Raw genomic sequence first — 12,387 nt, 5'->3', positions numbered from 1 at the left:
GGCGGTCAGGCGACCAGGCACAGCCCGTTGTAGGGCCCGGGCACGGGTCGGCCGACAGCGGTCCTGCGGACGAACTCGGACTGGACCAGGGACAGCAGCCCGCCGAGGTCGAGGCCGAGGGCGTGGGCGGCGGCCGCGAGGACCTCGGAGGAGGCCTCCTTGCGGCCTCGCTCGATCTCCGAGAGATACGGCATGGAGATCCGGGCCGTCTCGGCGACGTCCTTGAGGGTGCGCTCCTGATCCAGCCGCTCCCGCCGCAGGACGTCGCCGACCAGGTCGCGCCAGAGGGGTTCCCTGGGCTCCGGGTCCGGCTGCCGCGGGCGGAGCGGGACGACAGGGGCGTGGTTCGGCGGTTGGCTGCTCACTCCGACAGCCTAAAAGCAGTGGCCCGCCCCGGAAGGGAATCGGCAAGCTGCCCGGCATGGATGCGCTGGAGTTCATGGGAACAGGGCCGGAGCTACGGGACACCTTCGACCAGGACGCGGAGCGGTACCGGCGCGCACGGCCCCGCTATCCCACCTCCCTCGTCGAGGAGCTGAGCCGGGTCACGGGCGCCGGCCCGGGGGTGCGCGTGCTGGAGATCGCTCCGGGCCCCGGCCAGCTCACCGTGGACCTCGCCGGGTCCGGCTGCGCGATCACGGCCGTGGAGCTGGGCCCGTCCCTGGCCGCGGTGGCCCGCCGGGAACTGGCCGCGTTCCCCGCGGTGGAGGTCGTGACCGCGGACTTCGAGCGGTGGGAGTTGCCGCCGGAGCCGTTCGACGCGGTGGTGTGCGCGACCGCGTTCCACTGGATCGACCCGGAGGTCCGGGTGCCCAGGGCGGCCCGGGCGCTGCGCACCGGCGGACTGCTCGCCGTCGTCACCACCCACCATGTGGCGGGCGGCACGGAGGGCTTCTTCGCCGACGTCCAGAAGTGCTACGAGCGGTGGGACCCGGCCACACCGCCGGGGCTGCGGCTGACCCCCGAGTCGCGGATCACCCCCGACACGGCCGAGCTCAGCGGCTCCCCTTGCTTCACGGACGTCACCGTGCACGGCCACGCCCAGGAGATCACGTACACCACCGACACCTATCTGGACGTACTCCTCACCTACTCCAACCACCGCGCCCTGCCCGACACCGCGCGGAACGGGTTGCTGGACTGCGTCCGGAAGCTCATCGACTCGCGGTACGACGGTGTGGTCACCAAACGGTACTGGCACGAGCTGATCACGGCCGTCCGCGTCGAGGTGTGAGCATCTCTCCACCGAACGTCACCGAATACCACCGAACGTCACCGGCTGTTTTCCGCCAGCCCGGTGGACGGTACGCATGCGGTACGTCACCCCGGGTACCCGTCCGTCAAGCACGCATGGGATGTCCGACAGCGGGTACCAGGGCCAGGGCGATCAACTGGACAAGGCCGGAACGACAAAGGCCGAAGAGGCACACGCCGTACCGTGACTTTCGTGGGGAGAGGTAATGAACACCGCCGGGATCCGGTCGGAAGCAGTGAGCACCGCGCCGTCTGTCGGGGAGCGCTCGACGCAAGGGGCGCTGCCCGGAATAGAGGACCCGAAGACCGTCGCCCCGCGGGACGCGCGGGAGCTGTCCCGCCAGTTCTTCCGGCGGATCGCCGAGCTGGAGGAGGGCACCCCCGAATTCCAGTACGCCCGCAACACTCTCATTGAGATGAACATGTCCCTGGTGCGGTTCGCCGCGGGACGGTTCCGCAACCGCGGCGACGACATGGAGGACATCGTCCAGACCGGGATGATCGGCCTGATCAAGGCCATCGACCGGTTCGAGCTGTCGCGCGAGGTCGAGTTCACCTCCTTCGCGCTGCCGTACATCGTGGGCGAGATCAAGCGGTTCTTCCGGGACACCACCTGGGCCGTGCACGTCCCGCGCCGTCTCCAGGAGCTGCGGGTCGAACTGGCCAAGGCGCGGGAGGAACTCTCCAGTCGCCTCGACCGGGAACCGACGGTCGCCGAGCTCGCCACGCTCATGAACCTGTCCGAGCCCGAGGTGGTCGAGGGGCAGCTGGCCTCCAACGGCTACAACTCCTCCTCCCTGGACGCCGCGCTCACCGGCGACGGTCCCGAGGACGGCGAATCGGTGCTCGCCGACTTCATCGGCGTCGAGGAGGACGGGCTGCGGCTCGTCGAGGACTTCCAGTCGCTGGCCCCGCTCATGGCCGAGCTGAGCGAACGGGACCGGGAGATCATCCATCTGCGGTTCGTGGAGGAGGCCACGCAGGCGGAGATCGGCGAGCGGCTCGGCTGCTCCCAGATGCATGTCTCCCGCCTCATCAAGCGGATCATCGCGCGCCTGCGCCAGGGGATGCTGGGCGAACTCGGCTGCGCCTGACGGCGGACTCACGGGCGCTGCCCCGCACCGGCGCGTGGGGCAGCGCCCGTGGCGATCCCGCGTCCGGGTGATTGTGCGGGTGATCCGAGGTCCGACAGTCTTCAGCGCGAGTCCGACATCCGTCTTCAGTGCGCGAGGGGCACCAGCGCGCGGACCCGCTTGCCGACCGGTACCCGCTCGGCGGTGACCTCCGCGGCCACGGCGTGGACGATCTCCAGACCGTGCCGGCCGACCCGTTCGGGATCCTTGGGGAAACGCCGGGGCAGCGCGGCACTGCTGTCGTATACGGAGACCAGGACCGCGCTGTCCGTACCCTCCAGTTCGAGGATGTACGGGCCGTTGCTGTGCCGGTCCGCGTTGGTGATCAGCTCACTCACCACCAGGAGCAGCTCACCGTCGGCCCGGGGATCGATCGTGGCACACCACTCGGTTCTGAGCTGTTCCAGGAAGCGGCCCGCGAAGTCCCGCGCCTCGGCGATGCATCCCGGTTCACCGGTGTAGTGCGCCGCCCGCCGCAGCGGCTCCACGGGTACGTCGAAGCCAGTCGGTATCACTGCCCCGCCCAGGTGTTCGATCATGCGTGTCTCTCCAGGAGGCCCGTCCGGCCCGGTCGCTGTTGCCACCATGCTCGTACCCCGAGTGTCGTCCCGCAGTCCCCGGCGTGTCCGCCGACCACGCACAAAAGGCGTCACGCTGGTCACACCGGCGGGGAACCGAGGCCTCCGGACTCCGGGGGCGCGGGGGCGGCCGAGCTGGGCGGGGCCTGCGGGGACACCGGGGCGGCCGAGGACACCGCGGACTCGGAGCCGGGCGACGCCACGGAGGGCGGCTGCGCCGAGGGCGGGACCTCTGACTTGGGAGATTCCGGCGCCGGCGACCCCGGCACCGGCGCCTGGGGCTTCGGGGACTCGGTCTTCGGAGACTCAGACTTGGGCGCCTCGGACTTGGGGGACTCCGTCTTCGGAGACTCGGACTTCGGCGGCTCGGTCTTCGGCGATTCGGACTTCGGGGATTCGGACTTCGGGGACTCCGTCTTCGGAGACTCCGAGGACGGCGGCTTCGAGGACGGCGACTCGGACGAGGGCGACTTGGAGGACGGCGAGTTCGACGACGGGGACTTCGAGCCGGTGCCGGGGCTGGTGCCGGGGCTGGCCCATCCCGACGGGCCGGTGGAGGCCGACGGGCACGGCGTGGCACCGGGGCGGCCGGTCCCGCCGGACGTGGGCGGGCAGCCGTGGTGGACCGGCGGGTTCATCGGATTCGGATCGGCCGGCGGCTTCGCCGGGCGGTCCTCGTGCCCGGTGTGGTCGCCTCGGTGGCGGCCGAACCAGTCGTCGCGCTTGTGGTCGAAGAGGACGAAGACGTTCACGATCTGCGCGGCGGGCGCGACGACGACCACGTTCGAGGGCCGGTACCCGGACCAGGCGCTGCCCGTGGTCCGCGGGGAGTTCTTCTGCGCGACCGGCGGGGTCAGCGGGTTGCCGCAGGCGCAGCGCACTTGGGGCACTCCGTGCCCGTCGACCAGGACGGCGGTGCCCGTCTGGAGGACGGACTGGTACGTGGTCGAGCCGCCGTCGCGGTAGCCGTGGGCGGTGACCCGGGTGTCCGCGCGCAGCTGTACGGGGGTGAGGGACCGCAGGTAGGCGGGGACGCCGGAGGGCCGGACGCCGACCTGGGCGGCGAACGCCCTGTTGCGCGAGGGCGAGGCCTGGAAGTAACTGATCTGCTTCTCGATGTCGCAACTGCCGCTGTTCTTCGTGCCGCTGTAGAGGCCGGGCGCCCCGCCGTCCACCCCGCGCACCTCGTTCGCAGGCACCGCCGAACCCTCCGACACGGCCGAGGCGGCCGACGACGCGGCAGGTATGGAGGACGCCGGCGCGACGGAACTCTTCGTGGCACTGGACTCGGTGAACGGGTCCTGCCCGGAGCTGTCCGCCGCCTGGAGGAAGACCTCGCCGCCCTTCCCGGAGCCGCCACCCGGACGGGTGAAGACCACGGCCAGGACCGCGGCGACCACGACTGCGGTGGTGAGCATCCCGATCCGGCGCGTGGAGCGCCACCACGGCTGGTTCGGCTGTCCGCCCTGGCTGCCGCCACCTCCGCCGCCCGGCGGCTGGGAGGGCGGGCCGGGGGGTGGCCCGGCGGGCCCGGACAGCGGGCCGGAGGGCGGTCCTGTGGGGCGGCCGGATGACGGCGGTCCGATGCTCACGCTCATCTCCCCGTCGTGATGGACGACATTCGCGATAAACGGCTTCTATGAAAATTGCCTCAATTGATGCACAACGAGCCCAATGTGCGCCGGACCCGTACCGTCCGCAAGCCGACGCGGACGGCTCACCCGGCAGGCGGAGCGTCAAGGTGTTGCTTAGCGTGACAGCGTGAGCCCCCGAATCGCCTCCGCGCGGCCGGTGGCCGCGCCCGCCGGCCGGCCCGTCGCCCGGCACGGCTGGCCGCCTGCCCTGGCCGTGGTACTGGCCGCGCTGGTCGCCATGGCGGTGGTCGCCGCCGTGGGGCTGTGGGCGGCGGGTGCGGCGGACCTGCCGAACGGCGCGTTTCTCCCGGTGGTGCTCGCGACCGTGGTGACGGCCGTCGGCGGCACCGTCGAGCTCTCCGGAGACGCGGGCGACCTGGCCCGCACGAACGCCGGGCTGACCGTCGTACCGCTCTCGGTCACGCTGGTCGGGGCGCTGGTCGTCGCCGGAGGCTTTCTGCGGCCGCTGCGGCACCGGGCGGTGGCCGGCGCCCGGGAGCTGGCCGGCTGGGCGGCCCGGATCGCGGTGCTGTGGCTGCTCGCGCTGATCGGGCTCGCGCTCGGCGCCCGGCACACCTTCGCCGTGAACGTGGGCAGCGGCACGCTCAGTGACCTCACCGACCTGCTGGGCGCCGCACCGAAGGTGGGCTTCACGACGGACGTGCCGCTCACCGTCGTGTTCGGGCTGCTGTGGCTGGCCGGGATCCTGCTGCTGGCGCTGCTGGTGTCGCGTGGGGCGCCGCTGCCGGGGCGACTGCTGCGCTTCCAAACGTCCGTGCGCCCCGCGGCGTTCGCGATGGTCGTGCTCGTGCTGGCGTACGTCGCGCTGGCCCTGGTGGCCGCGCTGGTCGCGATGGTCACGCGCGGGCACGCCAAGGAGACCCTCGCGGTGATTCTGCTCGGGCTGCCCAACCTGGCGTGGCTGGCGCTGACGCTCGGTCTCGGGGCCACCTGGCGGGGCCGGGTGGACGGCCCGTTCGGGCTGCCGGTGCCGCATGTCCTCGCGGAGGTGCTGCGCACCCCGGACGTCTCGACCCTGAACCTCCGTACGATCACCGCCCACGACGGCCGTTGGTGGTGGCTGGCGGGGGTGGCCGCGGTGCTGCTGCTCGCCGCCGGGTTCCTGACGGCGGTGCGCTCACCGGCCCGGGTCCGCGCCTGGCAGCACGCCCTGCATCTGGCGATCGCGCTCGCGCTGACGATGCTGACGCTGTGCCTGACCGGCCGGGTCTCCGCCCACTACGGCCTCTCGCTGCTCGGCATCGGCGACCTGGGCGGCAATCTGTCGGGCGAACTGCTGCTGGAGCCGCGGCTGTGGTCGGCGGTGGGCCTGAGCGCGCTCTGGGGTCTGATCGCCGGGTTCGTGGGCGCGCTGCCGGCCGGCCCGGTACGCCGGCCCGGTGAGGTCGCGGCCCGCAGAACCTGATGCCTACCGCCTACGCTCACCGTCGGGGGTCACCACCCGGGTCGCGTGGCGACCGACGCCGTCGCCGCCCGGCTCAGGCCGCTCGGTGAGATGCCGATCGGTGAGGTCCCGGTCGGTCACGTCCCCGTCGGCGACGTCGCGATCGGTGAGGTACGTCGACATCCGCCGTCCGTCGCCGTACAGCCAGCGTCCCTCGGCCGGGTCGTACAGCCACATGGACTCCCCGTCGACCACCACCCCGATGCGCAGTCCGTGCGTACGGCCCCGGAAGGACTCGCCGTCGAGGCCGCCGCCGGCCAGGTCCTCGACGGCGTCCCGGTAGTCGGCGAGGACCTGCGCGGCCTGGGTCAGCAGCGGGCGGGGGTCGGTGGCGTCGGCGGACGGGCCGCCGGTCAGGGGCGGGTCCCGGGGCACGGTGACGAGGTAGCGGCCGTCGACCCAGGCGGCCCAGCCGTTGGCGCAGCTGATGTGGGCCCAGTCGCCGCGCCGCTCCACGAGCTGCACCGGCAGCAGCGGGTCCAGGGGCACGGTCGGCCGGGCCGGGTCCGGGGCCTCCCAGGCGGGCATGCCGTCGGCCGGGACGACGTGGGTGGGCCGGAACCCCGGGCTCGTGGTCATCGCCTCGCCTACTTTCGCATCACGGCGGGTTCGTGCCGGCGCAGCAGCCGGGACAGCACACAGCCGAAGGCGACGGACAGCACCACCAGCATGACCATGTTGCGCAACCAGACGCCGGCCGAGTGCCGGAAGAACGGGTCGGCGGTGAGCTTGCCCGGCACGATCCGGTGCAGTTCGACGGTGCCGGCCATGGCACCGAGCGCCCACCGGGACGGGACCAGCCAGGAGAGCTGTTCGAGACCGGGTACGCCGTCCAGCTTCAGCAGGGTTCCGCAGAAGACGACCTGGACGACGGTGAGCAGCACCAGCAGCGGCATCGTCACCTCCTCCTTGCGGACCAGGGCGGAGATCAGCAGGCCGAGCATCATCGCGGTGAAGGAGAGCACGGCCACGGCGACGGTGATCTCCAGCAGGGGTGGCATCAACACCCCTTCGCCACCGGGCGCGTTGATGTCGACACCGGCCAGGCCCACCTGGGTGAGGACGATCGCCTGGAGCACGGTGATGGTGCCGAGGACCACGACCTTCGACAGCACGTACGCCGATCTGGGCAGGCCGACGGCTCTCTCGCGCTGGTAGATGACGCGTTCCTTGACCAGTTCGCGCACCGCGTTGGCCGCGCCGGTCAGCACCCCGCCCACGCACAGGGTGAGCAGCGCGTTGGTCGCGGTGTCGAAGGTGAGCTTGTTGCCGGCGACGGCGCGGGCCATCGCGCCCATGACGAACGGTAGCCCGACCATGATGGCGAGGAAGGTGCGGTCGGCGAGGAGGACGGCGGTGTAGCGGCGTACCAGGGTCGAGAACTGGGCTCCCCAGCCGCGCGGCCGCGGTGGCGGGGGCGCGGCGACCGGGCCGGCGCGCGGCACGACGGGCTGCGCGCTGGAGTTCACGATGTACTTCCGGTGGTACGACGAGGCGCGGAACTCTCCCGCCCAGTCCCGGTCGGTGTCCCGTTCGAACGCCTCGAAGGCCTCGGGCCACTCGTCGAAGCCGAAGAAGCCGAGGGAGTCGCCGGGCGGGCCGAAGTAGGCGGTCCGGCCGCCCGGGGCAAGGACCAGGAGGCGGTCGCAGACATCGAGGCTGAGCACGCTGTGGGTGACGACGATGACGGTACGACCGTCGTCGGCGAGGCCGCGCAGCGTGTTCATCACCGAGCGGTCCATGCCCGGGTCGAGTCCGGAGGTCGGCTCGTCGAGGAAGAGGAGGGAGGGCTTCGTCAGCAGCTCCAGGGCCACGCTCACCCGCTTGCGCTGCCCACCGGAGAGGCTGTGCACGGGCTGCTCGGCGCGCTGTTCGAGGCCGAGTTCCCGGATGACCTCCTCGACCCGGTCCCGCCGCTCGGCCTTCGCGGTGTCCTCGGGGAAGCGCAGTTCGGCGGCGTAGGTGAGGGCGCTGCGCACGGTCAGCTGGACGTGCAGGATGTCGTCCTGCGGGACCAGGCCGATGCGCTGGCGCAGCTCGGCGTAGTCGCGGTAGAGGTCGCGGCCGTCGTAGAGGACGGTGCCGTGCTCGGCGGGGCGCTGGCCGGTGAGGGCACCGAGCAGGGTGGACTTGCCGGCGCCGCTCGGCCCGACCACGGCGAGCAGGCACTTCTCGCCGACCGGGAAGGAGACGTGGTCGAGCAGGATCTTGCGGCCGCGGTCGACGGCGACGGTGAGTTCCTGGACGTCGAGGGAGACCTCGCCGGTGTCGACGTACTCCTGCAGCTGGCCGTCGACCAGGCAGAACGCCGAGTGGCCGATGCCGACGACGTCCCGGGGGCCGACCGGGGCGCGGACGACGGTGCGGCCGTTGAGGTAGGTGCCGTTGTGGCTGTCGAGGTCGACGATCTCGTAGCCGCCGTCGGGGTGGGCGCGCAGTTCGGCATGGTGGCGGGAGACGATCAGGTCGTCGACGACGACGTCGTTGTCGGGGGCCCGGCCTATGCGCACGGTGTGCGCGGGCAGCCGTCGTACCGAGGAAGGCTGCCGGAAGGTGCCGGTGCGGCTGGGCATCGAGACGGCGGAGGGGCGGTCCGGGGCGGGCGGCGGGCGGCCGACGAGGACGGCGCTCGGTCCGTCGGCGGGGCTGCCGAAGCGGATGACCGTACCGGGGCCCACTTCCCATTCCCGGATGCGGCGGCCGTCGGCGTAGGTGCCGTTCGTGCTCTGCTCGTCCTCGAGGGTCCAGTGGCCGTCATCGGGCCGCAGCACCGCGTGGTGCCAGGAGACCCGGGAGTCGTCGATGACGATGTCGCTGTACGGGTCACGCCCGACGTGGTAGTCGCGGCCCGGGCTCATCACCGTGGATCCCGTGTCGGTCTCCAGGACGAGTTCGGGCGCCGTCGAGCTGACCGGCCGCTCCGCCATGGCCAAAATTCTACAGATTTGTCGGCTTATACGCCCGACCATGGCTGCCCGACTACGCCCACCGGCTACGACTGTCGACTACGACTGCCTGGCTGCGGCCGCCCGGCCCGGCGGCTGTCACGTGTCAGGCCACGGGGACGATGAGGGCGGGAATGGTGCGCTGCATACGGAGGGCGTCCACGGACTCGGCGAGCAGTTCGTACTCGGTGGTGTCGTCCTGTACGGCGATCCGCACCAGCCGTCCGCCGGCCAGTTCGTCGGCGACGAGTTCCTGCCGGACCGCGTCGGAACACCAGGCGCGGAGCAGACCGGGTACGTCCGAGACGGTCGCCCCCACCGGGACGAGTGCCCCCTGCGGATACCTGGGGTTCTCGGGTAAGGGATCCAGCCGTTCCGCGATCCACGAGGCCCGGTCCCGTAACCACCACAGCGCCAGTGCCAGGGTCGGCGCACGGTAGGTGCCGAGCGGAACGCCGATGCGCTGCCCGCCGCAGATACCGTATGCCGTGACATGGCACAGGAATTCGTCGTGCACGATCACTCCCCCGTAGCTCGCCGGTGTGCCGTCGCGGGCGGATTTCCGTGCGGCTCCTGTGCGGTGAAGTGCTCCTGACATTCGAGTATGTTCACTTTCGAAACACTGTCACCACACCTTTCCGGCCAGTCTCTTGGCATATTCGCTCTGCGAATTGGCCGGAATGCGCCAGCTGTACGGCCCTGCCTTCATTACCCGAGGGGTAATCGACCCGTCACGCGGATCCGGGCATGGTGGTGTCAACGGATCGCCGCAGGCCGCGATCCACCCCCTGACCAGCAGTGACACCCTCGATGGAGGCTGATTCGCCATGTCCGTGAACACCGACCGTTACCAGACCGCCGCCGCCCGCTACTTCGAGGCCTGGAACGCCACCGAGCCCGAGGCGCTGAGCAAGGCGGTCGCCGAGGCCTGGGCCCCGGAGGGCACCTACACGGACCCGCTCGCCGAGGTCTCCGGACACGCCCAGATCACGGCTGTGATCGCGGCGGCGCACGAGCAGTTCCCGGGTTTCGTGTTCCGTCCGCTCGGGCCCGTCGACGGCCACCACGACACCGCGCGCTTCGGCTGGGAGCTGGTGAACGAGACCGACGGCACCGCACCGGTGGCCGGTTTTGACGTGGTCACGCTCAGCGAGGACGGCCGGATCCGGCAGGTGCTGGGTTTCCTGGACCGGGTGCCGACCGGGGCCTGAGCCGGCAGGGGTGAGGCGGACGCGGTGCGCGTCCGCCTCACCGAGCGTGTCACCGGTGGGCGACGACGCCGGTCACTGATCGCCGACGGCGTCGGTCACTGGCCGACGACGACGCGGCTCACCGGTCGACGACGACGTCGCTCACTGCTTGACGATCGCGTCGATCCGGGCCAGTTCCTCGGCGTCGAAGTCGAGGTTGCCGATGGCGCCGACGCAGTCCTCGACCTGCTGCGGGCTGCTCGCGCCGATCAGCGCGGAGGTCACCCGGCCGCCGCGCAGCACCCAGGACAGGGCGAGCTGGGCCAGGGTCTGGCCGCGGCCCTTGGCGACCTCGTCGAGGGCGCGCAGCCGGGCGACCAGGTCCTCGGTGACCGCGTCCGAGTTCAGGAACGGGCTGTCGCTCGCGGCCCGGGAACCCTCCGGGATGCCGTCCAGGTAGCGGCCGGTGAGCAGGCCCTGCTCCAGCGGCGAGAAGACGATGGAGCCGACCTGGAGCTCGTCGAGGGCGTCCAGGACGCCCTCGGTCTCCGGGCGGCGGTCGAGCATCGAGTAGCGCGGCTGGTGGATCAGGAGCGGGGTGCCCAGCTCGCCGAGGATCCGGGCGGCCTCGCGGGTCTGCTCCGCCGAGTAGTTGGAGACGCCGACGTAGAGCGCCTTGCCCTGCTGGACCGCGGAGTGCAGGGCACCCATCGTCTCCTCCAGGGGAGTCTCCGGGTCCGGGCGGTGCGAGTAGAAGATGTCGACGTAGTCCAGGCCCATCCGGGTCAGGGACTGGTCCAGCGACGACAGCAGGTACTTGCGCGAACCCCACTCGCCGTACGGGCCGGGCCACATCAGGTAGCCGGCCTTGGTGGAGATCACCAGCTCGTCGCGGTACCCCGCCAGGTCCGCCTTCAGCGCCTCGCCGAACGCCGACTCGGCGGCGCCGGGCGGCGGGCCGTAGTTGTTGGCCAGGTCGAAGTGCGTGACCCCGAGGTCGAAGGCGCGGCGCAGGATGGCGCGCTGGGTCGTCACGGGCCGGTCGGGCCCGAAGTTGTGCCACAGGCCGAGCGACAGCGCGGGAAGCTTCAGGCCGCTGCGGCCGCTGCGGCGGTAGGGCATGTCGGCGTAGCGGTCGGGGTGTGCGGTGTACAACGCGACTCCAGAGGGGTGGGCACAGGATCTACCGGTTCCACTCTTCCCCGAGCCTCGACAGTGGTCCAACAGGAGAATCCGATGGAATTGTGCGGTTAGGCTTCTCAATCATGGAACTGCGCCACCTCCAGCACTTCGTCGCCGTCGCCGAGGACCAGCACTTCACCCGGGCCGCGGAACGGCTACTGGTGTCCCAGTCGGGCCTGTCCGCCTCGATCCGGGCCCTGGAGCGGGAACTGCGGGCGCCCCTGTTCGTGCGGACCACCCGCCGGGTGACGCTCACCGAGGCGGGCCGGGCGCTGCTCGGTGAGGCGGAGCGCATCCTCGCACAGGTGCGGTCGGCGCACGAGGCGGTGGCCGCGGTGCAGGGCGTGCTGCGCGGAACGCTGGCGCTGGGCACCGAGCAGTGCATCGCCGGGGTGCATGTCGCGGGGCTGCTCGCCGCCTTCCGGCGCCGGCACCCGGACGTGGAGATCCGGCTGCGGCAGGCCGGATCGGGCGCGCTCGCCGAGGAGGTGGCGGCGGGCCGGCTGGACCTGGCCTTCGCCTACCGCACCCAGGACGACACCGACCAGCTGCGCTCGGTGGCCCTGACCGGCGAGCCGATGACCGTGCTGTGCCATCCCAGCCACCGGCTGGCCACGGCCGGCGCGGCGGTGGTCCCGGCGGACCTCGACGGGGAGGTGTTCGTGGACTTCCATCCGGACTGGGGCCCGCGCCGTACGACCGACTCGGCCTTCGCCGCGGCGGGCGTACGGCGCACGGTCGCGCTGGAGGTCAACGACGTGCACAGCCTCCTCGACCTGGTCGACGAGAACCTCGGCATCGCCGTCGTACCCCGGCACTTCCGGCACAAGCGGCCCTCGCTCACCGCGCTCGCGCTCAAGGACACGGACGAGGCCGCCTACGAGACCGTCGCCCTGCTGCCGCCCGAGACGGCCACCAGCCCGGCGGCCCGGGCGCTGATCACCCTCCTCGAAACAGGGGGCCTGACAACACCCCTGGAGGGGGTCCACCCCTCCTGACCTCGGCC

The 12,387-nt window shown here is 71.7% G+C and carries 12 protein-coding genes; 5 read left to right on the top strand and 7 right to left on the bottom strand.

The window, feature by feature from the left end:
- Positions 1–5: 5 nt before the first annotated feature.
- Entirely contained in the window at positions 6–365 is a 360-nt protein-coding gene (locus ABZ642_RS21930; RefSeq protein WP_360486455.1) for a helix-turn-helix transcriptional regulator, read from the bottom strand.
- A 56-nt stretch (positions 366–421) separates the two neighbouring features.
- Here ABZ642_RS21930 and ABZ642_RS21925 point away from each other — a divergent pair, with 56 nt between their 5' ends.
- Both ABZ642_RS21925 and ABZ642_RS21920 read left to right on the top strand, forming a co-directional pair.
- Positions 422–1,234, top strand: coding sequence for a class I SAM-dependent methyltransferase (locus ABZ642_RS21925; RefSeq protein ID WP_360486452.1), 813 nt, complete (start codon positions 422–424; stop codon positions 1,232–1,234).
- A gap of 226 nt (positions 1,235–1,460) precedes the next feature.
- Entirely contained in the window at positions 1,461–2,348 is an 888-nt protein-coding gene (locus ABZ642_RS21920) for an RNA polymerase sigma factor SigF (RefSeq protein WP_360486450.1), read from the top strand.
- 125 nt (positions 2,349–2,473) lie between these two features.
- On the opposite strand, the gene ABZ642_RS21915 is transcribed toward ABZ642_RS21920, so the two are convergent.
- The gene (locus ABZ642_RS21915; protein ID WP_360486448.1) at positions 2,474–2,926 is read right to left on the bottom strand and encodes an ATP-binding protein; all 453 of its coding nucleotides are present in this window, start codon (positions 2,924–2,926) and stop codon (positions 2,474–2,476) included.
- Positions 2,927–3,045: 119 nt separating this feature from the next.
- Complete coding sequence (locus tag ABZ642_RS21910; RefSeq protein WP_360486446.1) at positions 3,046–4,557, bottom strand: DUF6777 domain-containing protein; 1,512 nt, start codon at positions 4,555–4,557, stop codon at positions 3,046–3,048.
- A gap of 169 nt (positions 4,558–4,726) precedes the next feature.
- On the opposite strand from ABZ642_RS21910, the gene ABZ642_RS21905 reads away from it, so the two are divergent.
- Positions 4,727–6,025, top strand: a complete 1,299-nt coding sequence (locus tag ABZ642_RS21905; RefSeq protein WP_360486443.1) for a streptophobe family protein — start codon at positions 4,727–4,729, stop codon at positions 6,023–6,025.
- A gap of 3 nt (positions 6,026–6,028) precedes the next feature.
- Here ABZ642_RS21905 and ABZ642_RS21900 read toward each other — a convergent pair whose 3' ends face one another.
- From ABZ642_RS21900 to ABZ642_RS21890, 3 genes are all read right to left on the bottom strand, one after another.
- Positions 6,029–6,643 (bottom strand): hypothetical protein, encoded by a 615-nt coding sequence (locus tag ABZ642_RS21900; RefSeq protein WP_360486440.1) that lies wholly within the window; start codon positions 6,641–6,643, stop codon positions 6,029–6,031.
- An 8-nt stretch (positions 6,644–6,651) separates the two neighbouring features.
- Positions 6,652–8,991, bottom strand: a complete 2,340-nt coding sequence (locus ABZ642_RS21895) for an FHA domain-containing protein (RefSeq protein WP_360486437.1) — start codon at positions 8,989–8,991, stop codon at positions 6,652–6,654.
- Between the two features lie 124 nt (positions 8,992–9,115).
- Positions 9,116–9,526, bottom strand: coding sequence for a hypothetical protein (locus ABZ642_RS21890; RefSeq protein ID WP_360486434.1), 411 nt, complete (start codon positions 9,524–9,526; stop codon positions 9,116–9,118).
- A 310-nt stretch (positions 9,527–9,836) separates the two neighbouring features.
- On the opposite strand from ABZ642_RS21890, the gene ABZ642_RS21885 reads away from it, so the two are divergent.
- Positions 9,837–10,220: a nuclear transport factor 2 family protein gene (locus tag ABZ642_RS21885; RefSeq protein WP_360486431.1), complete on the top strand. Its 384-nt coding sequence runs from the start codon at positions 9,837–9,839 to the stop codon at positions 10,218–10,220.
- Between the two features lie 141 nt (positions 10,221–10,361).
- Here the strand turns inward: ABZ642_RS21885 and mgrA are convergent, their stop codons facing one another.
- Entirely contained in the window at positions 10,362–11,354 is a 993-nt protein-coding gene (gene mgrA / locus ABZ642_RS21880) for an L-glyceraldehyde 3-phosphate reductase (protein WP_360486428.1), read from the bottom strand.
- Between the two features lie 110 nt (positions 11,355–11,464).
- Between mgrA and ABZ642_RS21875 the strand changes: the two genes are divergently transcribed.
- The gene (locus ABZ642_RS21875; protein WP_360486425.1) at positions 11,465–12,379 is read left to right on the top strand and encodes a LysR substrate-binding domain-containing protein; all 915 of its coding nucleotides are present in this window, start codon (positions 11,465–11,467) and stop codon (positions 12,377–12,379) included.
- The last annotated feature ends 8 nt before the right edge of the window (positions 12,380–12,387 follow it).

This window comes from Streptomyces sp. NPDC007157, assembly GCF_040634235.1.
In the GTDB taxonomy this organism is placed as follows: domain Bacteria; phylum Actinomycetota; class Actinomycetes; order Streptomycetales; family Streptomycetaceae; genus Streptomyces.
This window is presented reverse-complemented; position numbering and strand designations above follow the sequence as displayed.

Excerpts from the sequence above, each read along its gene's own strand:
- ABZ642_RS21925 (WP_360486452.1), top strand. The coding sequence starts at position 422 with ATGGATGCGCTGGAGTTCATGGGAACAGGGCCGGAGCTACGGGACACC.
- ABZ642_RS21920 (WP_360486450.1), top strand. The coding sequence starts at position 1,461 with ATGAACACCGCCGGGATCCGGTCGGAAGCAGTGAGCACCGCGCCGTCT.
- ABZ642_RS21915 (WP_360486448.1), bottom strand. The coding sequence starts at position 2,926 with ATGATCGAACACCTGGGCGGGGCAGTGATACCGACTGGCTTCGACGTA.
- ABZ642_RS21900 (WP_360486440.1), bottom strand. The coding sequence starts at position 6,643 with ATGACCACGAGCCCGGGGTTCCGGCCCACCCACGTCGTCCCGGCCGAC.
- ABZ642_RS21895 (WP_360486437.1), bottom strand. The coding sequence starts at position 8,991 with ATGGCGGAGCGGCCGGTCAGCTCGACGGCGCCCGAACTCGTCCTGGAG.
- ABZ642_RS21885 (WP_360486431.1), top strand. The coding sequence starts at position 9,837 with ATGTCCGTGAACACCGACCGTTACCAGACCGCCGCCGCCCGCTACTTC.
- ABZ642_RS21875 (WP_360486425.1), top strand. The coding sequence starts at position 11,465 with ATGGAACTGCGCCACCTCCAGCACTTCGTCGCCGTCGCCGAGGACCAG.